The organism is Nonomuraea sp. K271 (assembly GCF_009908215.1).
GTDB classification, from domain to species: Bacteria; Actinomycetota; Actinomycetes; order Streptosporangiales; family Streptosporangiaceae; genus Nonomuraea; species Nonomuraea longispora.
Genome location: NZ_JAAAHR010000116.1, coordinates 1 through 22,969 on the forward strand (window position 1 = coordinate 1; position 22,969 = coordinate 22,969).

The following is a 22,969-nucleotide window of genomic DNA, read 5'->3' on the forward strand; positions in this document are numbered from 1 at the left end:
GACCCCGCCGTCGCGGCCAAGGCCCGCGAGAAGATCAGCAAGGCGGGCAGGAAATTCGACGAGGGCCACATCGACCCCGCGATCAACCACGTCGCCGGCGTCTACCGCGACCTGCTGCGCGCGCAGGAGAAAGGCCGCATGGCACCAGGGGGGCCTTTGGCCGAGTTCATGGGGGAGTGGCGCCTGCCGGGCCGCTGACCGCCGCGACAGGGCGGGTGATCGCGATGTGAGGGGCGAAACGCCGTACATTGGCCCAATGACCTTCGACCACGCCGCCCGCCGGGAGCGGCTCGCCGGGCTGCTGCCCGCCCACGAGGTCCAAACCCTGCTCGTCACCTCGCCCGAGAACGTCCGCTACCTGACCGGGCTGGCCAGCTCCAACGCGGCCGTGCTCGTCAGGGCCGACGGGTCGGCGCTGCTGGCCACCGACAACCGCTACATCGACGTGGCACGCGACCTCGACGTGCCGGCGGTCGAGGCGTCCGACGTGGCGGGAGCGCTGGCGGCGCCGGGGACCGGCATCGAGGCGGCGAGCATGAGCGTGGCCACCTACCGCCGGCTGGGCGAGGGGCTGGTCCCGCTCGGGCCGGTGGTGGAGGTGTTGCGGACGGTCAAGGACGACGCCGAGCTGGCGTTCCTGCGTACCGCATGCGAGTTCACCGACGAGGCCTTCGCCGACGTGGCGGAGCGGATCGCCCCCGGAATGACCGAGCGCGACCTGGCCCGCCTGCTCGAGAACCGCATGACCGAGCTGGGCGCCGACAGGCCCGCGTTCGACACGATCGTGGCCGCCGGCGAGAACGGCGCGATCCCGCACCACGCCCCCACCACCCGGGAGCTGCGCGCCGGTGACCTGGTCACCATGGACTTCGGCGCCCGCTACCGCGGCTACCACGCCGACATGACGCGCACGGTCAGCCTGGGCCCGCCCGCCGGCTGGCAGCGCGAGCTGTACGACCTGGTCGCCGAGGCGCAGCGGGCGGGCCGTCACGCGGTCGTCCCCGGAGCGCCGGTGGGCGACGTGGACGCCGCCGCCCGGTCCGTGATCGCCGGCGCGGGTCACGCCGAGCACTTCAGGCACGGTCTGGGGCACGGAGTCGGGCTCCAGATCCACGAGGAGCCGTTCCTGGGTCCCTCTCGGACCGGTAGACTAGAGGATCGAGTTCCGATCACCGTCGAGCCTGGGGTCTACCTTCCGGGCCGGGGCGGCGTTCGCATTGAGGACACGCTGGTGACACGCGAGGGCGGGCCGGAACTTTTCACCAGGACCACCAAGGAGCTGCTCGTCCTTTAGAGCGGCCACACGCGGGAGAGAACGAGTGGCGACGACCAACGACCTGAAGAACGGCATGGTGCTGAGGCTCGACGGCGGGGAGCTCTGGGCCGTCGTGGAATTCCAGCACGTCAAGCCGGGCAAGGGCGGCGCGTTCGTGCGCACCAAACTCAAGAACGTCCTGTCGGGCAAGGTTCTCGACAAGACGTTCAACGCCGGCGTCAAGGTCGAGGTGGCCAACGTCGACAAGCGCGAGATGCAGTTCTCCTACAAGGACGGCGACGAGTTCGTGTTCATGGACACCGAGACCTACGACATGGTCAACGTGCCCAGCGCGACGGTCGGCACCGCGGCCAGCTACATGCTGGAGAACACCCTGGCCACGGTGGCCTTCAACGAGGGCTCCGCGCTCTACGTCGATCTGCCCGCGGCCGTCGAGCTGACCATCTCGGAGACCGAGCCCGGCCTGCAGGGCGACCGCTCCACCGGCGGCACCAAGCCCGCCACGCTGGAGACCGGCGCCGAGATCAAGGTTCCGCTGTTCATCACCACCGGGGAGAAGGTCAAGGTCGACACCCGCAGCGGCGAATACCTCGGCCGGGCCTGAGGTGTCGGCACGCGGCAAAGCACGCAGGCGGGCACTCGACATCCTTTTCGAGGCCGAGTTGCGCGACGAGGATCCGCTGAAGATCCTTGCCGAGCGGGTGGAGCGGCAGGAGCCTCCGGTCAACGAATACACCTCGGCCCTCGTCGAGGGCGTCGCGCGGCACAACGAGCGCATCGACGAGCTCATCACGACCTACGCCGAGGGATGGACCCTCGACCGCATGCCGGTGGTCGACCGCAATCTGCTGCGCGGCGGCACGTACGAACTGCTGTGGATGCCCGACGTGCCCGAGGGCGTGGTCATCAGCGAGTGGGTGCACCTGGCGGGGGAGCTCTCGACCGACGAGTCCCCCCAGTTCGTCAACGGCCTGCTGGCCCGCTTCAAGCAACTCAAGCCAAGCCTCACCCTTTAGACACCCTTTTTCCCGCCGTCATGGCCGCGAGTTCGGGGTACGTTCCAACCACGGCGGCTCCCGTACGACATGTGCGGGCCTGTCCGGCACGCGGGACAAGGGCGCGTCACCAGCCGCGACGCGCCCTTCTTCCTGCTGTCCGGCTAAGGTGCGCACCATGGTGACGGAAGAGGACGTGCGCGGGCTCGCGCTGGCGCTGCCCGCGACGACCGAGAAGACCATGTACGGCACGCCCGCCTTCTACGTGCGCGGCAAGTGGTTCGCCCGGATGAGGGAAGAGGGCGACGTGCTCGTCCTCCCGGTGTCCGCCGAGGAGGAGAAGGCCGGGCTCATCGCGGCCGAGCCGGCCACGTTCTTCGCCACCCCGCACTACGACGGGCATGCGATCGTGCTCGTGCGGTTGGGGGCGGTGGACGCCGGGGAGCTGCGCGAACTGCTGACCGAGGCGTGGCGGTTGCGGGCGCCGAGGCGGCTGGCGGCCGAGCTCGACGACCACGCCTGACCGTGCCGTCCCGCACGGCCACCACGCGCCCGGCCGGCGGAATGGCCACCGCGCCCGGCCGTGCGTGAGTCCGGACACCGACCGTGACAGGGCGCGCGGCGCCCGGGACCGGCGCAGCGGGTCGCACTACGGGGGAGCGGGCGATCGCGCGCACCGCGTAGGCTGGGCCCATCCGCGGAGGAGCCGTTCGCGAAGTGCGCGTTCGCCAGGGCGCCGGTCGCGAGGGAAAGGGAGGCGAGCCGACGTTGCGTGCTGAAGGCGTCACGAGGACCCCGGCGGTGCGGACCGCCGTCGTCTGGGACGCGTTGCGTTCCGTGCTGGCGGAGCGGGCCGCGTCCACCGGGCGCGAGCGGCTCGGCATCGTCGACGCGGGCGGCGGCACCGGCGGGTTCGCCGTGCCCCTGGCGGCGCTCGGCCATGACGTCACCGTGGTCGACCCGAGCCCCGACTCGCTGGCCGCGCTCGAACGCCGCGCCAAGGAGCAGGGCGTGGGCGTGCGCGCGCTGCAGGGGGACGCCGCCGACCTGGGCGAGCTGCTCAGCCGCGACAGCGCCGACCTGGTGCTCTGCCACAGCGTGCTGGAATACGTCGAAGATCCGATCAGCGCGCTGACCGCCGTCGCGGGTCTGCTGCGCAGGGGCGGGGCCGTGAGCGTGCTGGCCGCCAACCCGGTCGCCAGCGCGATCCACCGGGCGCTCGCCGGTCAGTTCGACGAGGCCAGGTCGGTGCTCGACGACCCGAAGGGGAGCTGGGGCGAGCGCGATCCCACGCCCCGGCGCTTCGCCGCCGCCACGCTGGTCGAACTGCTGGGCGCCACCGGGTTCTCCATCGGCGCCGTCCACGGTGTGCGGGTCTTCGCCGACCTGGTGCCGAGCAGGCTCGTCGACGGCGAGCCCGGCGCCGCGGACGCGCTCGTGGCGCTCGAGCAGGCGGCCGCGACCCACCCGGTGCTGAGAGACATCGCCACCCAGCTGCACGTGCTCGGCCACAGGTCCTGATCCCCGCCGACCGGCACTGGCGCGGCGGAGATCGCGCCTTACCAGCGTAAGGAAGGAAAGATCGATGCCAGCCCCCCTCGGTGTAGAACGCCCGTTCGGATAGACTCGGCGCGTGTCTCGCAAGCAGATCACCGGCATCGGCCCCGCTCCGCGGACCGGGGTCGATGACAGCGGCTGCCCGATCCTCCATGTCGACATGGACGCCTTCTACGCCAGCGTCGAGCTGCTCGGGCGGCCCGAGCTGCGCGGCCGGCCGGTGATCGTCGGCTCTCCCGCGGGGCGCGGCGTCGTGCTCAGCGCCACCTACGAGGCCAGGGCCTACGGAGTGCACTCGGCGATGCCGATGAGCAGGGCCCGCCGGCTGTGCCCTCGCGCCACGGTCATCCCGCCCAGCCACGGCAAATACTCCGAGGTCTCCAAGGGCGTCATGGAGATCTTCCACGCGATCACCCCGCTGGTCGAGCCGATCGCCTCGGATGAGGCGTTCCTCGACGTCGGGGGAGCCAGGCGCAGGCTCGGCCCGCCCGCGGCCGTCGCCGCCATGATCAGGGAGCAGGTCCTCGACCGCTACGGCATCACCTGCTCCGTCGGCGTGGCCGCGAGTAAATTCGTGGCAAAGCTCGCCTCCAAGCAGTGCAAGCCCGACGGGCTGCTGGTGGTGCCCGCCGGTGAGGTGGTCGAGTTCCTTCATCCGCTGCCCGTGTCGGCGCTCTGGGGGGTGGGGGAGCGCACCGAGCAGGCGCTGGTGCGGCTCGGCATCCGCACGGTCGGAGATCTGGCCAGGGTGCCGTCCAGCACCCTGCAGCGGGAGCTGGGGCAGGCCGTGGGCGGCCATCTCGCGGCGCTGGCCTGGGGGCGTGACGAACGCCCGGTGACCGCCCACGTGCCCGACAAGAGCATCGGCAACGAGGAGACGTTCGCGGCCGACGTGGACGATCCCGAGGTGATCAAGCGGGAGTTGCTGCGCCTGTCGGAGCGGGTGGCCGCCCGGATGCGTAAGGGCGGACACGTGGGAAGAACGGTAAGTGTGAAGCTCCGCCGCGCCGATTTCAGCACGATCAACCGCTCGCGCACTCTTCGCGAGCCCACCGATGTGGCGCAGGTCATCTACGCCACCGCGTGCGAGCTGTTCGACGTGGCCGGCCTCGAACGTGTGAGGTTGCGCCTGGTGGGCGTGCGGATGGAGAGCCTGCGACCGGCCGGCGAAGCGGTGCGCCAGCTCACGCTGGGTGAGCGGGAGACCGGCTGGCGTGAGGCCGAACAGGCCATGGACAAGGCGATCCGGAGATTCGGTCCCGACGCGGTACTCCCAGCATCGCTCGTACGTGGCAAGCTTGATGAAATAGAGACATGACGTTCGATGTCCAGATTTAGGGGGACGTCAGTGTCCCAGTTTTGGGGGAAGGAGGACGAGATGGGTCACAATGGAGCCATGACGTCACCTCCGGTTTGGTCTGCGTTGGACGTTTGCTTTCGCCTGCGTCTACAGCCTCGTATCCTGGGGATGACCGACCGCGAGGTTCGGACACCCCGTGTCGTCCGTTGCCGTCTTCCCCGTCCTGGGGCCGTCCTTGGGAGGCGCCGTGCCGCTCTCTGAGCACGAGCAGCGCTTGCTCGACCAGATCGAGCAGGCCCTCTACGCCGAGGACCCGAAGTGGGCCAACACCGTACGGATCAGTGACCCGCGCAGCCATTACAAGCGACGCCTGGTCAAAGCCTCCATCGGCTTTGCCCTCGGCGTCGTCATCATGATGGTCGGCGTGGTCGTCAGTGGCAGTGCCCTGATCCCGCTCGGCGTCGGCGGTTTCGTGGTCATGCTCGCCGCGTGTTTGTGGGGCTTGTCCAGCTGGAAACGTATGAATGGGTTCGGTGACTCGCCCCCGGCCGCCCCCGGTGGCGGCACGGCCGCACCTCGGGGCAAGCAGCCCCGCAGAGGCAACCGTGGCACCTTCATGGAGCGTATGGAAGAGCGCTGGCGCCGTCGCCACGACGAGCGCTGACGCGCCGGAAAGCGTGCGGCCGCTCCCCTGACCAGGGGAGCGGCCGCACGTTCGGTCATGTGGTCATGATCCCTTGGGCGCCGCCGTCCGCCGCAGCCTGATGTTCTCCAGCAGGTCGAACCCGTCGAGCAGGCCCTCACCCATGCGCCACAGCCGGCGCAGCGTCGACGGGGGCAGCAGCACCGCCCTGATCCGCCTGCCGCGCGACACCGTGGCCGCCAGGGCCTGCCGCACTTGGCGCAGGTCCTTGCTCATGGGCGCGATCCGGCCGGGGTCCCTGGCGTACATCGCGCGCTCGATCGCCGACGCGATGGCCGAGACGGCCGCCGCGGAGTCCGCGTCGAACTCGTACTGCTGGGTCAGCCGCCGGGCCAGTGCCCGCGGCGTCTCGCTGCCCTCGCGGGCCATCCCGTAGTCGTACAGCACGTCGTCCAGCTCCGCCCAGACGGCCGCCACCCAGGGGACGGCGTTCCCGCCGCCCTTCCCCGGTGTCTTCCCCGGCGGCGCCGGCGTCGCTGACGGCCGCGGCGCCTTCTCCCTCAGGGCGCGCACGCGCCTGCTCCGCGCGACCAGCCGCACCCCCGCGGGGATCAGCAGGAGCACCAGCAGCGCGCCCGCGCCGATGCCGATCTGGCCGATCAGCGGCATCGAGTCGTCCGGCGGCAGCCCGCCGGTCGCGGCCTGGGCCTCGCGGTCCAGCTGCCGCTCGTTGCGCCGGGCCTGCGGGTCCTGCGGCTCGTCGGCCGGGGAGCCGCTCTCTTCCGTCGACGGCGTCGACTCCTCGGCCGTGTCGGTGCTCGGCCTGGGCAGCGAGTACGGAGGCACACGCGCGCTGCCCTGGCCGACCGACCCCGACGGGGTCGGCTCGAACGGCAGCCAGCCCACGCCCTCGAAGTACAGCTCGGGCCAGGAATGCGAGTCGTTGGTGCCGACCGTCCACCGGTCGCCGATCTTCATGCCGCCCGTGTAGCCGATCGCCACCCGCGACGGGATGCCCACGAGCCTGGCCAGCACCGCCATGGACGCGGCGAACTGCTCGCAGTAGCCCGCCCGGTCACGCAGCAGGAAGTCCCGCAGCGCCGAGTTGCTGTGCCCCCGCGTGCGCAGGTTGTAGGTGAAACCGCCGTCCGTGGTGAAGAAGCGCTGCAGCTTCACCGCCGCCTCGTACGTGGTCGAGGCGCTACGGGTGACCCGCTCGGCCAGCGCGGCGATCTCGGGCGGCAGGTTGTCCGGCAGCGCCAGGTACCGGTCGTCGACCCTCGGCTGCTCCCCGTCGAGCGAGTCGAGCAGGTCCGGCGTCGGCTCCGGCTCGCTCGACGCCACGTCGTACTCCAGACCGGCGGCCTCGTCACGGGTGGAGAAGACCATGAGCGTGTCGACGTCGGCCCGCCAGTCGCCGTCCACCCGGATCTGCCGGGCCGGGTACGGCAGCGGCAGGAACGACAGCCGGGAGACCTCGTCGCTGATGCGGATGTTCGTGACCACCTTGTTGACCTTCGGCTTCTGGCTGAGCCCGGGAGGGTCGGGCAGCGGACCGTTGTCCGTCCGGTTCTGCGGCGCTCCCTTCGGCTCGGTCATGCCGAACTGCTGGCCGTCGAACCGGTCGAGCGAGTAGATCCGCAGGTATCGGGCCTGGTCGTCGTTGTTGCTGTAGGTGAGGACCTCCCGCCGCTCGGGCAGCTCCAGCTGGCCCTTCAGATTCGCGACCGGGTCGGCGATGCTGATCGAGTTGCCCCGCCCCGACCCGTTGCCGCCCACGCCGAAGGTGAAGAACGACACCGGCTCCATCGCCGGCAGCGCGGCCGGCACCAGCACGGCCAGCGCGATGGCGGCGAACCCGATGCGCTTGCCGGACAGGCGCAGGCCACTCGTGTCGGCCGTGGAAGGGGCGCCGTCATGCGGCTGCACGGCACGGGTGGTGCGCCGCACGAGCACAGCCCGGCCCCAGTGCCCCACCCGCTCGCGCCCGTCGGCGATGAGCAGGCTGAGGAACCCCAGCGCGGCGAGGATGAAGGCGGGCCAGCTGATCGGGTCGGCCAGGATCGTGGCCGGCACCGTGGCCAGGGCCAGCAGCGGCAGCCCGGCCAGCGCCGCCCGCCGCAGCCGCGCGGCCAGCAGGTCCACGGTGATCGCGATCAGCGCCACGCCGCCCGTGGTCAGCAGCGTGATGCCGGCGGTCTCCGGCACGGGTGCGGCGAAGCGCTGGATGTCGGCCCAGCCGACGCCCAGCAGCCGGGCCAGCTCCGCGACCGAGCCCTTCGTCGGCACCACCAGCGCCCACGCCTCGTCCGACGCGAAGGTGACGGTCAGGTAGATCCACGTCGCGGCCAGCGCCACGAGCGGGGCCGCCCACGCGGGCAGCGACAGGCGGCTGGTGAGCAGACCCGCGGCCATCACCGCGAGCACGGCGCCGAGCGACGCCCAGAACCAGTCGCCGCCCTCGAAGAGCGGGTAGAGCAGGATCGCCGCGGTGAACGCGGCCACGCCCGAGGCGGTGGTGAGCCTCATGCCGCACCCCCTGTCAGGCCGGCCGCGAACCTGCCGCGGCTGGCGGCGTCCTGCCAGACGTTGGCGATCGAGGTGCCGGCGGGCAGCCGTACGATGCGCCAGCCGTACCCGGCGAGCACGGTCTGCACCGCCTCGAGGTCCTCGGCCGCCTTCTTGTCGCCGCCGTTCCAGGTCGCCACGTCGAGCAGGACCGCCACACCGGTGATGCCGCTGTGCCTCAGCCTGGCCAGTTCCCTCGCCTCCTCCGCGTCCATCGCGCCGAGCACGGCCACGATCAGCCCGTCGCCGCCGCCCTGCCGCAGGGCGGAGACCCCCATCTCCAGCGAGCGGGCCGGGCTGTGCCGTACCACGGCAAGGGTGTCGAGCAACGACCAGCTCAGGCCCGTGTCGGTCAGGTGCTCGGCACCCTGGTCGGTCACCAGCCGCAGGCCGAGTCCCTCACGGGCGAGGTGCACGCCGATCGAGGCCGCGGCCGAGACCCCCACCTCGAACGAGGAGCGCGGGCCCTCGCCGCGGTGGGCGTGCCTGCGGGTGTCGAGCAGGAGCGCGCCGCGGCTCTGCCACTGCTGCTCCTCCCGGCGCACCATCAGCTCGCCGCGGCGGGCGGTCGAGCGCCAGTGCACCCGCCGCAGGTCGTCGCCCTGCCGGTACTCGCGCGGAGCCACGTCGTCGTCGCCGGCCGCCGCCACGCTCCTCGTACGGCTGTCGCCGCCGCCCGTCCACTCGCCCGACAGCCGTACGTGCGGCAGCGCCGCGACGTGCGGCGTCACCACGAGCGTGTCGCTGATGGTGAACGAGCGGGTCAGCTCCACCAGCCCGAACGGGTCGGTGATGCGGATCGACAGCGGGCCGATCGTGTAGCGGCCGCGCAGGTCGGAGCGCACCCGGTAGTCGATCTCCCGTACGCCCCGCGACTCCACCCGGTCCAGCACGAACCGGGGCCGCACCCCTAGGGCGTAGGGAACGGTGTCCTCGATGAGCAGCAGGCCGGTCGGCAGCCTGGTGACGTTCTCCAGTCGCAAAGTGACGGTGGCCTCGCCGCCCACCTCGGCCCTCGCCGGGTCCAGCCGCCGGGCGCAGCTCAGCCGGTAGCGTGTGCGCGCGGCCACGAGCGCGGCCAGCAGCGGCAGCGCGGTCACCAGCACCCCGATCCTGAACAGGTCGTTCTCGCCCAGGAGCAGGGCCATCAGCAACGCCGCGATCCCCGAGGCGAGAAACGATCGTCCCCTGGAGGTCAGCGCCTGCAGGCCGGCCCTCACGACGCTCGGGACTCGGGCACCGGCACGCGCCTGAGCAGATCGGTCACCACCTGCTCGGGCAGGCGGCGCTGCCCTTGCGCCTCGGTGCTGGGCAGCAGCCGGTGCGCGAGCACGGGAACGGCAAGGTCCTGCACGTCGTCGGGGATGACGTAGTCACGGCCCGCCAGCGCCGCGTGCGCCCGCGCGGCCCGTACGAGCTGCAGTGTGGACCGGGGTGAGGCGCCCAGCCGCAGGTCGGGGGAGTGGCGGGTGGCCACGACCAGGTCGATGGCGTACTTCTTGACCGCCTGCGAGACGTAGACCCCGCGTACGGCCTCGATGAGCGCCCGCACCTCGGCCGTCGTCGCCACCGGCTCGAGCTTGTCGAGCGGCGAGGCGCTGCCGTGCACGTCGAGCATCTCCAGTTCGGCTGTCGGCTCCGGGTAGCCCATCGCGATCCGTACGGAGAAGCGGTCGCGCTGTGCCTCGGGCAGGGGATAGGTGCCCTCCATCTCGATGGGGTTCTGGGTCGCCATCACCATGAACGGCGAGTCCAGCTTGTACGTCACCCCGTCCACCGTCACCTGGTGCTCCTCCATGCATTCCAGCAAGGCGGACTGCGTCTTGGGGGAGGCACGGTTGATCTCGTCGCCCACCACGATGTTGGCGAACACCGGTCCGGGCTTGAACTCGAACTCTCGGGTCTGCTGGTTGTACGCGCTCACCCCGGTGATGTCGCTGGGCAGCAGGTCGGGGGTGAACTGCACACGCCGCACAGGACAGTCGATCGACCGGGCGAGAGCCTTGGCCAGCATGGTCTTGCCGACCCCGGGCACGTCCTCGATGAGGAGGTGCCCCTCGGCGAGCAGGACGGTCAGCGTGAGGCGGACGGCGTCGCTCTTGCCCTCGATCACCGATTCGATGGCCTGCCGAATCCGGTGGGCGGTGGAGACCAGCTCGCCGAGCTGGGGAGGGACGTCATGGGTAACTGCCACCAGGCCTCCATGAGAGAAGTGCGACGGCTGTCCCGTTGGTGCCATTGCGGGAGCCATGCCATTCCTTTTCCATTGTGTGTACGACCCTACGACGCTGTGGGTTCGCGAGCGACATTTGTGGATATTCCAGCGAACCTCGGCGATGTGCCTGTTCTTGTGGCATAGCGATGCGAATCCAGTGACACGAGGGCCATGATCCGCGCCACATTCCCCCACCCCGGCCTTCGTGTGGCGCTCGCCGCCTAATTTCGCGGTCTTTACAACCCTCGACACGCCCATGAGGGTTGACCGGCCGCTCACCCCCTCCACCGCACTCCACCGCTCTGACCTGCGGTAACGCAACGGAAACTGATGATGAAGACGGTTCGAATCAGTTGACGGTGGGGAGAAGTGGAGTATGGTGGTGCGCAGTGGAGGGCCCGGTGCGCCAGCGCTGAGCGCTTCACGAGGCACGGGAGGTGGGGCCGATGTTCCTCGGCACCCATCAACCGCGTCTGGACGACAAGGGACGGCTGTTCCTGCCGGCTAAGTACCGTGAGGAGCTGGCGGAGGGTCTTGTGATCACCAAAGGCCAGGAGCGATGCCTCTACGTCTTTCCCGTGGAGGAGTTCCAGCGCATAACCGAGGCTCTCAGCACCGCCCCGGTCACCGCCAAGGCGGTGCGTGACTACAGCCGCGTCTTCTTCGCCAGTGCGTCCGACGAGAAACCGGACAAACAAGGACGCATCACGATCCCGCAGAGTCTCCGCCGGTACGCGGGGCTGGAGCGTGACTGCGTTGTCATCGGGGCCAACACCCGGCTGGAGATCTGGGACGCGCAGGCCTGGGAAACCTATCTCAGCGCGCAGGAGCAGGCGTTCGCCGATCTGTCGGAGGAGGTGCTGCCAGGGATCTTGTAGTGACCACGGTCGATCCGTCGGTGATGTCGTTCGGCGAGGTCTCCACCCGCAACCACTGTCTGCCAGCTGATGCACCTTCCCCGGTGTCAGATGACAGGCGTCCACGAAGAGGGTGCGGATGGGGACCTGGCCGGACGGCGCCGGGTGGGGACCCAGGAAGACCGGCGAGACGATCGATACGCGTCATCCGCGAGCAGGACGCGAGAGGGGGGTTGGAGATGCAGAACGACGTCGGCACGGGCGGTCACGTTCCGGTGATGCTCGAGCGCGTTCTGGAACTGCTCGGTCCCGCGCTGTCCGGTCCCGCGCCGGTGGTCGTCGACGCCAATCTCGGCCTCGGCGGGCACGCGGAGGCCCTGCTCGCCGCCTTTCCCGCGCTCCACCTGATCGGGATCGACCGCGACCCTTTCGCGATCGAGCACTCGGCCCGCAGGCTGAGCCCTTATGCCGACAGGACGACCCTGGTGCACGCGTCCTCCGCCGACCTGGCCGAGGCGCTTGCCCGTGAGGGGCGCACCACGGTCGACGGGGCGCTGTTCGACCTGGGGGTCTCCTCGCCGCAGCTCGACGAGGCCGGGCGCGGGTTCGCCTACGCCTATGACGCCCCGCTCGACATGCGGATGGACACCGAGCAGGAGCTGACGGCGGAGCAGGTGGTCAACACCTACGCCGCGGACGAGCTGATCCGCGTCCTGCGTGACTACGGCGAAGAACGATTCGCCCCGCGTGTCGCGGGCCTGATCATCAGAGAACGGGCCAAAGAGGCAATAACCTCGACCAAGCGGCTGGCGGACATCGTCCGGCAGGCGATCCCGGCCGCGACGCGGCGTACCGGCGGAAACCCCGCCAAGAGGACTTTCCAGGCGCTGCGCATCGAGGTGAACGCGGAGCTGTCCGCCCTTGAGGCGGCGCTTCCCGCGGCGCTCGACGCGCTGGCGCTCGGTGGGCGAGTCGTCGTGCTCTCCTACCACTCACTCGAGGACCGGCTGACCAAGCAGGCCCTCACGGCGCGAACCAAGGACACCAGCCCGCCCGGGCTGCCGGTCCCGCTGCCGGCGCATCAGCCGAGGTTCCGCCTGCTGACTAGGGGAGCCGAGCTCCCGAGCGAAGAAGAGCTCGCCCGCAACCCGCGGGCGGCCTCGGCCCGGCTACGGGCGGCAGAGAGGATCCGTGTTGACGACTGAGCAGGAGTTCGGCCGGGGTGCGCCCGTCCGCCGCGCCGTGCCCAAGACGGGCACGCGCCGGTCCGGAGCGCAGCACCAGTCCAAGCCGCGGCCCCGTCCTGACGCGCGCCCCCACGCCGGAGGCGCGCGGCCGGTCACCGGCCGAGCGCGTCCCGAGACCGGCCCCGTCCCGCGGCCAAGGCCCGCGCGCCGGCAGCGCGCGCCGTTCGTGCTGCTCGTCGTCGGGCTGCTCTGCGGTGGCCTGGTGAGCCTGCTGCTGCTCAACACCATGCTGGCCAAGGACGCGATCACCGACGCCAACCTGCGCGAGGAGATCGCCGTGGCCCGCCAGGAGAACGAGAAGATCAACCAGGAATACCAGCGCAAGACCCAGCCGGACGTCATCGCCGAGATGGCCGAGAAGCAGGGCCAGCACCCCGACTGGGACAACCCCAACGCCTGGACCAGCGCGGGAGAGCGAGCCAGCCGGGTGGACAGGGAACGGTGAGGGACTCCAGCGGCAGGGGGCAGGGACCCGGCCGTGGCGCTGGCGGCGCCGGCTCTCAAGGAGGGCCAGGCGCCGCTCGTCGTACGCCGGGAGGTCCGGGGCGGGGCGGACGGCAAGGCGGCTCGGCCCGCTCCGAGGGCACGGGCCGCCCGGCGTCCCCGGACGAACCGCCCCGCCGGCCACGCAAGCCCGACCCGTTCGACCTGCCGTTCGGGCGTGACGACGCGACGAGGGACCGGCCGCCGCAGGAGCCGGGCTCCCCACGCGGCCGCCGCCCCAGCGACTCCGGCCGGGACCAGGATCGTGATTCCGACCGCGACCCGGGCCGCGGCTCCGGGCGCGCGTCCGGCCGTGACTCCGGGCGTGACTCCGGGCGCGCGTCCGGCCGTGACTCCGGGCGGGGCCGCGCGGGCGATGCGGGAGCGCGCCGGCGGCCTGGTGATGAGAGCGACCCGCCGAGGGGCCGCGTCCCCCGTGGCCGCGGCGGCGACGCCCCGAGAGGGCGCACGCCGCAGGGGCGTGACGAGAACGACCGGCTGCGCGGCCGGGCTCCGCAGGGCCGCGACGAGGGCCCGCGTCCCCGAGGGCGTTCCACTCCGGGCCGGGACGAGGGGGAGCGTCCCAGAGGGCGTCCTCCCCAGGGCCGCGACGCCGCCGACCGGCTCAGGGGCCGCGACGAACGCACACGCGGGCGCGGCGACCGCCGGGACGCGCCCGACGCGCCGCAGGGCCCGCGTTCGCGCCGTGACGGCGCCAGGCCGGACGCCGGTGACCCACGCCGCTCCGGCAGACACGAGGACGGGCCGCTGCGCCGTACCCAGGCGGCCGGAGCCAGGCCGCAGGCCGCGGGCTCCAGGCCGGATCCGGCGCCGGGCGGCCGTGAGCGGGTGGCGACGCGCCGCGGCGGAGACGCGCCGCCACCCAGGGGCCCGCGCCGGCCCCCCACGCCGCCGCGCCCGCCCAGGCCGCCGCTCATGCTGCGGCTCGGCAGCCCGCGCAGGCGCATCAACATCGGCCTGATCGGCATGACGTTCGTGCTGTCGATCTTCGCCGGGCGGCTGATCCAGATGCAGGGGCTCGACTCCAAGGTGTACGCCGCCGCGGCGGCGGACCAGCGCCAGCACACCGAGAACATCCCCGCCAAGCGCGGCTCGATCACCGACGTCAACGGCCACGAGCTCGCCGTGACCGTCGAGGCGCGCGACGTGTCGATCGACCCGTCGAAGGTGCCGGAGGCCGGGCGCGCCAACGTGGCGGCCGTGCTGGCCAAGCACCTGGGCAAGGACCAGCAGGAGATCGCCGCCAAGCTGGCCACGCCGAACACCCGCTACCAGCTCCTGGCCAGGGGAGTCGATCCCGTGGTGGCCAGCCGCCTGCTCCAGGCCCGCGTGCCCGCGCTGTCGGCGAAGAAGACCTACCGCCGGCTCTACCCCGCGGGTGATCTGGCGGGAAGCCTGGTCGGGTTCGTGGGCGACGAGGGCGACGGCCTCGGCGGCATGGAACAGGCCAGGAACTCGCTGCTGGCGGGCCGCGACGGGGAGATGCGCGTCGAGACCGGCCGTGACGGCCTGCGCATCCCGATGACGAGCAGCCAGCGCACGGCCCCCGTGAACGGCCGCGACGTACGCCTCACCATCGACCGCGACATCCAGTGGGCCGCCCAGAAGTCGATCGGCGAGCAGGTACGCGAGTCCGGAGCCGAAAGCGGCACCGTCATCGTGATGGACGTGCGGAACGCGCAGATCATCGCCATGGCCAACTCTCCCGAGCTCGACCTGAACGACTGGCGCGAGGCCCCGGCGAGCAGCTACGTCAACAAGGCCGCCGCCGACGTCTTCGAGCCCGGCAGCACCAACAAGGTGATCACCGCGGCCGCCGCGCTGGAGGCCGGGGTGGTGGAACCGCACACGGTGTTCGAGGTGCCCGACCGGATCCGGTGCGCCGACCAGGTCCTGCGCGACGCGCACACGCACAAGACGGAGTCGATGACGTTCCTCCAGGCCATGGCGCAGTCCAGCAACGTGGCCACGATCATGGCGGCGCGCAAGGTCGGCAGCGAGGGCCTGCACAAGATGCTCAAGAAGTTCGGGTTCGGCACGCGGCCGGGCGGCGGCGTCCCCAGCGCGGAGGCCGGCCTGCTGCCCGACTACAGGAAGTGGTCAGGCAGCCAGAGCTGCACGGTCGCCTACGGGCAGGGCGTGTCGGTGACCGCGCTGCAGATGGCCAGCGTCTACCAGACCATCGCCAACGGGGGCGTCAAGATCGACCCGCAGGTCGTCGCGGGCACGACCGACCCGTCGGGCAGGTTCGTCCCTGCTCCGCCCGGTAAGCAGACCAGGGTGGTGAGCCAGACGACGGCGAAGGAGATCACGGCCATGCTGGAGAGCGCGGTGGGCGAGGAGGGCACCGGGCAGCTCGCGGCCATCCCCGGCTATCGGGTGGCGGGCAAGACGGGCACGGCGAACCGCTATGATGCCGAGCTCGGCCGTTATGACGGTTACACGGCCTCGTTCGTGGGGTTCAGCCCCGCGGACAACCCTCGGCTCGTGGTGCTTTCCGTCCTGCAGAACCCGAAGAACGGCCATTTCGGCGGGCAGCTGGCCGCCCCCGTGTTCAAGGATGTGATGACGTTCGCCATCAAGAGCAAGAAGATTCCTCCCACAGGCTCCGCCGCGCCGCCGGTGCGGACGCGCGCGGGACAGTGAGCAGGGAAGGTACGCTCTCGCCGTGCGTCCCCCGTCGTCTATGCGTCCCACGACCAGCCCGCCCCGCCCGCTGACCGGGCTCGCGACCATGATCGACGCCGATTCCGGCACGTCACGGTCGCCACACGCGGCACTGACCGGTGTCACCAACGACTCCCGTGCCGTCCGGCGCGGCGATCTCTACGTCGCGTTGTCCGGGAGCCGGGTGCACGGCGCCGACTTCGCCGCCCAGGCGATGGCGAGCGGCGCCGTCGCGGTGCTCACCGACCGGGCCGGCCGCGACGCGGCCGTCGCGACGGGGCTGCCCGTGCTGATCGTGCCCGACCCGCGCGCCCTGCTGGGGCAGATCTCCTCCTGGGTGTACGGCCAGCCGGCCCACGACGTCCAGATCCTCGGCGTCACCGGCACCAGCGGCAAGTCCACCACCACGTTCATGCTGGAGGCGGGCCTGAAGGCGGCCGGGCACACGGCCGGCCTGGTGGGCGGCGTCGAGATCCACGTGGGGGAGGAGCGTTTCGCGCCCACGCTCACCACGCCGGAGGCCTGCGACCTGCACGGCCTGTTCGCGCTGATGCGCGAGGAGGGCGTCGGCGCGGCCGTGATGGAGGTCTCCAGCCACGCGCTCGCGCTCGGCCGGGTCGACGGCATCTTCTACGACGTGGCCCTGTTCACCAACCTGTCGCAGGACCACCTCGACTTCCACAAGGACTTCGACGACTACTTCGCGACCAAGGCGCGGTTGTTCCAGCCCGAGTTGAGCCGCGCCGGGGTGACCAACTACGACGATCCCTACGGGCGTGAGCTGCTCGGTCTGGCCAAGGTGCCGATGACCACGTTCTCGGCCGAGGGCGATCCGCGGGCCGGGTGGCGGGCGGTCGACGCCAGGCTCGGCGCCGACGGCAGCGCGTTCCGGGTGGTGGGTCCCGGCGGGGTCGAGGCCGACGCGCAGATCGCGCTGCCAGGCCCGTTCAACGTGGCCAACGCGCTCGGCGCCATCGTGACCCTGGTCGAGGCCGGGGTGCCGCTGCAGACCGCCGTGCACGGCGTCGGATCCCTCACCGGGGTCCCCGGGCGCATGCAGCGCATCACGGGCGCCGAGCATGATTTCCAGGCGCTCGTTGACTACTCCCACAAACCGGGCGCGGTGGAGTCGGTGCTGCGTTCGCTGCGGTCGGTCACGGCGGGGGAGCTGACGATCGTGCTCGGCTGCGGCGGTGACCGCGACAAGGGCAAACGGCCCATCATGGGTGAGATCGCCGCTCAGCTGGCAGATGTGGCTATTTTTACCAACGACAATCCTCGCTCTGAGGATCCGCTCACCATCCTCGCGACGATGATGGAGGGGGCGCTCCGCGTTCCGCAGCACGACCGCGCACATGTGATCATTGAGCCCGACCGCGCGGCCGCCATCGGCCTGGCGATCGCCCGGGCCGGGCGCGGCGACGTGATCGTCGTGGCAGGCAAGGGCCATGAGCAGGGCCAGTACGTTTCAGGCGAGGTGATCCCCTTCGACGACCGCGAAGTGGTCGCCGAAGCGATCGACGCACGCAAGGAAAGCAGGAAGCACTAATGATCCCGTTGCCTCTGGCCAGGATCGCCGAGATAACCTCGGGAGCCCTGTCGGGCATGGCCGATCCCCGCGCCGTGGTGCGCGGGCCCGTAGTGATCGACTCGCGGGCCGTAGAACCGGGATCCCTGTTCGTCGCCTTCAAAGGCGCGCGGGTCGACGGTCACGACTACGCCGAGCAGGCGATCAGGGCAGGAGCGGTCGCCGTCCTGGCCACCAGGCCCGTCGAGGCGCCCGCGGTGATCGTCCCCGACGCCGCCGCCGCGCTGGCCGCGCTGGCCGCCGACCAGGTCCGCGCGCTGCCCAAGGTCACCGTCATCGGCGTGACCGGCTCGGCGGGCAAGACCGGCACCAAAGATCTGCTGGCCAGGCTCACCGCCCGCATCGGGCCCGCCATCGCTCCCGTCGGCAGCTTCAACAACGAGCTCGGCCACCCGCTGACCGTGCTGCGGGCCGACGCCGACACCCGGTTCATGGTCCTCGAACTCGCCGCCCGCACCGTCGGCCACATCAAAAACCTGACCCGCATCGCGCCGCCGCAGATCGGCGTGGTGCTCAACGTCGGCACCGCGCACCTCGGCGTGTTCGGCGGCAAGGAGGCCATCGCCAAGGCCAAGGGCGAGCTCGTCGAGGCGCTGCCGCGCACCGGCGTGGCCGTGCTCAACGCCGACGACCCGCTGGTCCGCGCGATGGCCGCCCGCACCGACGCCCGGGTCACGTACTTCGGGAGGGGCGAGTCCGCCGCCATCAGAGCCGAGGAGGTCGTGCTCGACGCCCGCGGGCGCGCCTCCTTCACGCTGCGCACCCCCTCCGGCAGCGCGCACGTGTCCCTCAAGCTGTACGGCGAGCACGCCGTCGAGAACGCCCTCGCCGCGGCCGCCGCCGGATACGAGCTGGGGCTGCCCGTCGCCACCATCGCCGCCGAGCTGTCCGAGGCGACGCCGCGCAGCCGGTGGCGGATGGAGGTCACCGACCGGGCCGACGGGGTGACGGTCGTCAACGACGCCTACAACGCCAACCCCGACTCGATGCGGGCGGCGTTCGAGGCGTTCGAGGCGCTGGGGCGGGGACGGCGGCGCTTCGCCGTCATCGCGGCGCTGCGGGAATTGGGCGACGACGGGCCCGCGCTCAACGCCGAACTCGGCCGGCTGGCCGGCGGCGCGGGGCTGGCCGGGCTGATCGTGGCGGGGCCCGAAGCCGGGCCGGTGCTCCAGGGCGCCCACGCGGCCGCCCAAGCCCTCGCGACCACCACCACCCAGCCTCCCGGCTCGCAGTTCCCGGATCCCCACGTGCCCGGTGCGCAGGGTGGCGGGGCTCCCGTCACGGGTCCGCAGTCCGCCGGCCCGCATGCTTCCGGACCGCACCCCGCGGTTCCCCACGCTCCCGGTGCGCAGGGCCACGGAGGTCCCGTCGCCGGTCCTCAGGTCATGGGCTCCCGGAGCCCCGGTCCTGTCACCTTTCCTCAGGTCACCGCCGGACCGCACGGTCCTGGTCCGCACTTCGCCGGGCCGGTCGGCCCCTCCGGGCCGCCGTCGGCCGGGCCGCACGCCCCGCGGCCTCAGACCCCCGCCGGTCCCTACCCGACGGCCGCGCCGGGTCCTTTCCCCCAAGCGCCCGCGGGTTCTCCGCCCGGCGGCGCCCACCAGGGACGGCACCCCGCCGACGGCACCCCCGCGGCGGGCCCGCCCTCGGCCGGTCCTCCGGCGGCCCCCGCGGGCGCTCCTCCGGCCGCGGGAACGGGCGGCAACGCGGCGTGCCCGCAGCACGTGACGCGGATCGTGCACGTGCCCGATGCCGAGGCGGCGGCCGCCGAGCTGGCGGCGTGGCTGCGGCCGGGTGACGCGGTGCTGGTCAAGGGGCCCAGGGCCATGGGTCTGGAGCGTACGGCCGAGCTCGTGCTCGGAGGTGCCCCCCAGTGAACAACATCATCGTCGCCGGTGCGGTGGGCCTGATTCTCTCGATGCTGGGCACCCCGCTGGCGATCCGGCTCTTCTCGCAGCGCGGCTACGGTCAGGAGGTCCGCGAGGAAGGCCCGTCCGGCCACCACAGCAAGCGTGGCACCCCCACCATGGGCGGCACCGTGATCGTGCTGGCCGCCCTGCTCGCGTACGGCGCGTCGCACCTGGCCATGTTGTCGACGCCCACCGTGTCGGGCCTGCTGGTGCTGTTCCTGATGACGGGGCTCGGCGCGGTCGGGTTCCTCGACGACTTCATCAAGATCTACAAGCAGCGCAGCCTGGGCCTGCGCAGCGGCGCGAAGGCGCTCGGCCAGCTCGTCGTCGGCGCCGTCTTCGCCTTCCTGGTCGTACGCCACCCGAACGTCTACGGCATCACCCCCGCCACGACCAGGGTGTCGTTCCTCCGGGACATCGACCCGTCGATCGGCATCGTCGGGTTCACCATCTGGGTGCTCATCATGATCGTCGGGTTCTCCAACGCGGTGAACCTCACCGACGGCCTCGACGGCCTGGCCAGCGGCGCGACCGGGGTGGTGCTCGGCGCGTACGTGCTGATCGGCAACTGGCAGCTGCGCAACAACTGCATCGACCAGCTCGGTCCCAACTGCTACTGGGTACGAGATCCGCTCGATCTGGCCGTGGTGGCCGCCGCCGTGCTAGGGGCGCTGATCGGCTTCCTGTGGTGGAACGCCCCGCCCGCCCGGATCTTCATGGGCGACACCGGCTCCCTGGCCCTGGGCGGCGTGCTGGCCGGGCTGGCCATCGCCACCCGTACCCAGCTCCTGCTCATCATCCTCGCCGGCCTGTGCGTGATCATCACGCTGTCGGTGATCATCCAGGTCGGCTCCTTCAAGATGACCGGCAAACGGGTGTTCAGGATGGCTCCGCTGCAGCACCACTTCGAGCTGAAAGGCTGGGCGGAGACCACGATCGTGGTCCGTTTCTGGCTGATCGCGATGCTCTGCGCGGCGCTCGGTCTCGGGCTCTTCTACGTTGAATGGATGCCCAGGCCATGAGCCTCACCTGTGTCGCCGGGCTCGGCGTCTCGGGCACGGCCGTCGCGAAGGTGCTGGCCGCGCACGGAGAGCGAGTCGTGGTCGTGGAGGCGGCGGAGGGGGAGCGGCAGCTGGCCGCGGCGGCCGAGCTGGCCAGGCTGGGCGTCGAGACCCGGTTCGGTGAGATGGCGCTGCCCGAGGGGGTGACCCGGCTCGTCACCACCGGCTGGGCTCCGCACCATCCACTGGTCGCCGCCGCGCTCGCGGCCGAGGTCGACGTCGTGGGAGAGGTGGAGCTGGCCTGGCGGCTGCGCCCGGCGCAGGCGGCCCCGTGGCTGGCCCTGACCGGCACCAACGGCAAGACCACGGCCGTGCGCATGCTCACCTCGATCCTGCTCGCCGCCGGGCGCAAGGCCGTGGCGGTGGGGAACGTGGGCGTGCCCGTCGTACGCGCGGTCGCCGAGCCGTACGACGTGCTGGCCGTCGAGCTGTCCAGCTTCCAGCTGCACTGGTCGGGCACGCTGGCCCCGCACGCCGCCGCCGTGCTCAACGTGGCCCCCGACCACATCGACTGGCACGGCTCCATGGAGGAGTACGCCGCCGCCAAGGGCCGCGTCTTCGAACGCGCCGGCACCGTGATCTTCAACGCCGACGATCCCGAGGCGACGAGGCTGGCCGCGCCCTACCCGGGGGCGGTCGGGTTCACCCTGCGCGTGCCCAAACGGGGCGAGATCGGCGTGGTGGAGGACCTGCTGGTGGACCGCGCGTTCGTCACCGACCCGGTGGAGGGCGCGGAGGAGCTGGCCACGCTGGACGACGTACGGCCCTTCGCGCCGCACAATGTCGCCAACGCGCTGGCCGCCGCCGCCCTGGCCCGTTCGCTAGGTGTGCCGTCCGAGGCCGTGGCGAGAGGGCTGCGCGACTTCGTGCCCGATCCGCACCGGTTGTCACACGTGGACAGGATCGGCGAGGTCGACTACATCGACGACTCCAAGGCGACCAACCCGCACGCGGCCGCGGCGGCGCTGGCGTCGTACTCGTCGATCGTGTGGGTGGCAGGCGGGCAGCTCAAGGGCGCCGACGTCGACGACCTGGTGCGTCAGGCGGCCCCGCGGCTGCGCGGGGCGGTGGTGCTGGGCGCCGACCGGGTCACGATCGCCGAAGCCATCGCGCGACACGCCCCGGATGTCCCCGTGGTGGACATCGCCGATCGCGACACTGGGGTGATGGAAAGAGTCGTCACCGAAGCCGCGCGGCTGGCCTCGCCAGGGGACACCGTGCTGCTCTCCCCGGCGGGGGCCTCCCTTGACATGTTCGCCGGTTATCCAGCGCGGGGGGAGGCCTTCGCGCGTGCCGTACGCGAGCTGAGGCTGCGACGTGAGCGCGACCGCTGAGGAGGGGCCGGGCAGCTGGGCCCGCGAGCAGCTCGGCACGCTGAAGGAGCTGCTGGACAAGCCGCTCACCACCTACTACCTGATCATCATGTGCAGCGCGCTGCTGCTGGCGCTGGGCCTGATGATGGTGTTGTCGGCCTCCAGCATCGAGGCGCTGCAGAAGACCGGCAGCCCGTTCTCGTGGTTCATCAAGCAGTCGTTGTCGGCCGCGGTCGGCGTGCTGGTGATGTGGCTCTGTTCGCGGCTGCCGACGAAGGTCTTCCGCTGGGCGGGCTACCCGTTGATGGCGCTGTCGATCCTGGCGCTGGTCATGGTGCTGTTCATCGGCTCGTCGGAGCTGGGCGCGCAGCGGTGGATCTACGTCGGTCCGTTCACCCTCCAGCCGTCCGAGCCCGCCAAGCTCGGGCTCGTGCTGTGGGGGGCCGACCTGCTGGCCCGGCGGGCGCGGCAGGGCAAGATCGAGTGGCGGCAGATGCTGATCCCGCTCATGCCCGGCACCGCGATCCTGGCCGTCATGGTCATGCTGGGCAGCGACCTGGGCACCACGCTCGTGCTTTTCATGATCTTCCTGGCGCTGCTGTGGGTGGTGGGGGCGCCGATCAAGCTGTTCGGGGGCATCCTGTCGCTGGCGGTGCTGGCCGCCGTCATCATGATCAAGGTTGAGCCCTACCGGATGTCGCGCATCAGCTCGTTCCTCGACCCGTGGGCCGACGCCCAGGGCGCCGGGTACCAGGCCGTCCAGGGGCAGATCGCGATGGGCTCAGGCGGCTGGTTCGGGCTCGGACTCGGCAGCAGCCGCCAGAAGTGGAGCTGGCTGCCGCACGGCGAGAGCGACTTCATCTTCGCCATCCTGGGCGAGGAGCTGGGGCTGATGGGCACGCTCATGGTGGTGGCGCTGTTCGGGCTGCTCGGCTACGCCGGGCTGCGGGTGGCCGTGCGGGTCAACGACGCCTTCATCAGGCTGGCCGCCGCCGCCATGGTGGCCTGGATCGTCGGGCAGGCCACCGTCAACATGGGCGCCGTGCTCGGTGTGCTGCCGATCACGGGCATCCCCCTTCCCCTGGTCTCGTACGGCGGATCTTCGCTGCTGCCCACGCTCGCCGCGCTCGGCATGCTGCTGTCGTTCGCCCGACGCGAGCCCGGCGCGCGTGAGGCCTTGGCGGCTCGTGGCCCCGGACCCGCCGCCCGGGCCCTAAGCTGGCTGGGCCTGGGGGCTATGACCAAAGGCCGAGTGACACGTTAGGGAG

Annotated in this window: 19 protein-coding genes and 1 pseudogene; 17 read left to right on the forward strand and 3 right to left on the reverse strand. The window is 71.6% G+C overall.

The window, feature by feature from the left end:
- The 8 genes from GUY59_RS31630 to GUY59_RS31665 all read left to right on the forward strand — a co-directional run.
- Positions 1-198 (forward strand): hypothetical protein (locus GUY59_RS31630; RefSeq protein WP_161714795.1); only part of this gene is annotated, 198 nt, incomplete at its 5' end.
- A gap of 58 nt (positions 199-256) precedes the next feature.
- Positions 257-1,294 (forward strand): M24 family metallopeptidase, encoded by a 1,038-nt coding sequence (locus tag GUY59_RS31635; RefSeq protein ID WP_138203801.1) that lies wholly within the window; start codon positions 257-259, stop codon positions 1,292-1,294.
- Positions 1,295-1,319: 25 nt separating this feature from the next.
- Positions 1,320-1,880, forward strand: coding sequence for an elongation factor P (gene efp / locus GUY59_RS31640; protein WP_132330978.1), 561 nt, complete (start codon positions 1,320-1,322; stop codon positions 1,878-1,880).
- A 1-nt stretch (position 1,881) separates the two neighbouring features.
- On the forward strand, positions 1,882-2,292 hold the full coding sequence (gene nusB / locus GUY59_RS31645) for a transcription antitermination factor NusB (protein WP_132330980.1): 411 nt from the start codon (positions 1,882-1,884) through the stop codon (positions 2,290-2,292).
- A gap of 157 nt (positions 2,293-2,449) precedes the next feature.
- Positions 2,450-2,794, forward strand: a complete 345-nt coding sequence (locus GUY59_RS31650; RefSeq protein ID WP_138203799.1) for an MmcQ/YjbR family DNA-binding protein — start codon at positions 2,450-2,452, stop codon at positions 2,792-2,794.
- A gap of 278 nt (positions 2,795-3,072) precedes the next feature.
- Positions 3,073-3,792, forward strand: a complete 720-nt coding sequence (locus tag GUY59_RS31655; RefSeq protein ID WP_212746248.1) for a methyltransferase domain-containing protein — start codon at positions 3,073-3,075, stop codon at positions 3,790-3,792.
- A gap of 112 nt (positions 3,793-3,904) precedes the next feature.
- Positions 3,905-5,146, forward strand: coding sequence for a DNA polymerase IV (dinB, locus tag GUY59_RS31660; RefSeq protein ID WP_138203797.1), 1,242 nt, complete (start codon positions 3,905-3,907; stop codon positions 5,144-5,146).
- 229 nt (positions 5,147-5,375) lie between these two features.
- Entirely contained in the window at positions 5,376-5,792 is a 417-nt protein-coding gene (locus GUY59_RS31665; RefSeq protein ID WP_132330986.1) for a DUF3040 domain-containing protein, read from the forward strand.
- A gap of 63 nt (positions 5,793-5,855) precedes the next feature.
- On the opposite strand, the gene GUY59_RS31670 is transcribed toward GUY59_RS31665, so the two are convergent.
- Genes GUY59_RS31670 through GUY59_RS31680 form a run of 3 tightly spaced genes read right to left on the reverse strand, consistent with a single transcriptional unit; the run spans position 5,856 to position 10,578 of the window.
- Positions 5,856-8,300 carry a transglutaminase family protein gene (locus GUY59_RS31670; RefSeq protein WP_138203795.1) on the reverse strand — a complete coding sequence of 815 codons (2,445 nt, stop codon included), beginning with the start codon at positions 8,298-8,300 and terminating at the stop codon, positions 5,856-5,858.
- On the reverse strand, positions 8,297-9,559 hold the full coding sequence (locus tag GUY59_RS31675; RefSeq protein ID WP_138203793.1) for a DUF58 domain-containing protein: 1,263 nt from the start codon (positions 9,557-9,559) through the stop codon (positions 8,297-8,299). The genes GUY59_RS31670 and GUY59_RS31675 overlap by 4 nt, the downstream gene beginning before the upstream one ends.
- On the reverse strand, positions 9,556-10,578 hold the full coding sequence (locus GUY59_RS31680) for an AAA family ATPase (RefSeq protein WP_236667697.1): 1,023 nt from the start codon (positions 10,576-10,578) through the stop codon (positions 9,556-9,558). The genes GUY59_RS31675 and GUY59_RS31680 overlap by 4 nt, the downstream gene beginning before the upstream one ends.
- A 422-nt stretch (positions 10,579-11,000) precedes the next feature.
- Here GUY59_RS31680 and mraZ point away from each other — a divergent pair, with 422 nt between their 5' ends.
- The 9 genes and pseudogenes from mraZ (at position 11,001) to ftsW (ending at position 22,965) form a co-directional block, all read left to right on the forward strand.
- Positions 11,001-11,432: a division/cell wall cluster transcriptional repressor MraZ gene (gene mraZ, locus GUY59_RS31685; RefSeq protein WP_138203791.1), complete on the forward strand. Its 432-nt coding sequence runs from the start codon at positions 11,001-11,003 to the stop codon at positions 11,430-11,432.
- A 218-nt stretch (positions 11,433-11,650) separates the two neighbouring features.
- A complete protein-coding gene (gene rsmH / locus GUY59_RS31690) occupies positions 11,651-12,616 on the forward strand; it encodes a 16S rRNA (cytosine(1402)-N(4))-methyltransferase RsmH (protein WP_138203789.1) in 966 nt (321 codons plus the stop codon).
- On the forward strand, positions 12,606-13,103 hold the full coding sequence (locus GUY59_RS31695; RefSeq protein WP_132330995.1) for a hypothetical protein: 498 nt from the start codon (positions 12,606-12,608) through the stop codon (positions 13,101-13,103). The genes rsmH and GUY59_RS31695 overlap by 11 nt, the downstream gene beginning before the upstream one ends.
- The gene (locus tag GUY59_RS31700) at positions 13,100-15,808 is read left to right on the forward strand and encodes a penicillin-binding transpeptidase domain-containing protein (RefSeq protein ID WP_252375077.1); all 2,709 of its coding nucleotides are present in this window, start codon (positions 13,100-13,102) and stop codon (positions 15,806-15,808) included. Before GUY59_RS31695 ends, GUY59_RS31700 begins: the two co-directional genes overlap by 4 nt.
- A 40-nt stretch (positions 15,809-15,848) precedes the next feature.
- Positions 15,849-17,378, forward strand: a complete 1,530-nt coding sequence (locus tag GUY59_RS31705; protein WP_138203787.1) for a UDP-N-acetylmuramoyl-L-alanyl-D-glutamate--2,6-diaminopimelate ligase — start codon at positions 15,849-15,851, stop codon at positions 17,376-17,378.
- Positions 17,378-18,610 (forward strand): annotated as a pseudogene (locus GUY59_RS31710) (UDP-N-acetylmuramoyl-tripeptide--D-alanyl-D-alanine ligase); the annotation flags it as partial. The gene GUY59_RS31705 and the pseudogene GUY59_RS31710, both read left to right, overlap by 1 nt.
- Positions 18,611-19,290: 680 nt before the next feature.
- Positions 19,291-20,349 (forward strand): phospho-N-acetylmuramoyl-pentapeptide-transferase, encoded by a 1,059-nt coding sequence (mraY, locus tag GUY59_RS31720; protein WP_132330998.1) that lies wholly within the window; start codon positions 19,291-19,293, stop codon positions 20,347-20,349.
- Entirely contained in the window at positions 20,346-21,722 is a 1,377-nt protein-coding gene (gene murD, locus GUY59_RS31725) for a UDP-N-acetylmuramoyl-L-alanine--D-glutamate ligase (protein WP_171055492.1), read from the forward strand. Before mraY ends, murD begins: the two co-directional genes overlap by 4 nt.
- Complete coding sequence (ftsW, locus tag GUY59_RS31730; protein ID WP_171055491.1) at positions 21,706-22,965, forward strand: putative lipid II flippase FtsW; 1,260 nt, start codon at positions 21,706-21,708, stop codon at positions 22,963-22,965. Before murD ends, ftsW begins: the two co-directional genes overlap by 17 nt.
- Positions 22,966-22,969: the final 4 nt, after the last annotated feature.

Coding starts and splice junctions, on each gene's coding strand:
- GUY59_RS31670 (WP_138203795.1), bottom strand. CDS start 8,300: ATGAGGCTCACCACCGCCTCGGGCGTGGCCGCGTTCACCGCGGCGATC.
- GUY59_RS31680 (WP_236667697.1), bottom strand. CDS start 10,578: ATGGCACCAACGGGACAGCCGTCGCACTTCTCTCATGGAGGCCTGGTG.
- rsmH (WP_138203789.1), top strand. CDS start 11,651: ATGCAGAACGACGTCGGCACGGGCGGTCACGTTCCGGTGATGCTCGAG.
- GUY59_RS31650 (WP_138203799.1), top strand. CDS start 2,450: ATGGTGACGGAAGAGGACGTGCGCGGGCTCGCGCTGGCGCTGCCCGCG.
- GUY59_RS31635 (WP_138203801.1), top strand. CDS start 257: ATGACCTTCGACCACGCCGCCCGCCGGGAGCGGCTCGCCGGGCTGCTG.
- mraZ (WP_138203791.1), top strand. CDS start 11,001: ATGTTCCTCGGCACCCATCAACCGCGTCTGGACGACAAGGGACGGCTG.
- GUY59_RS31705 (WP_138203787.1), top strand. CDS start 15,849: ATGCGTCCCACGACCAGCCCGCCCCGCCCGCTGACCGGGCTCGCGACC.
- murD (WP_171055492.1), top strand. CDS start 20,346: ATGAGCCTCACCTGTGTCGCCGGGCTCGGCGTCTCGGGCACGGCCGTC.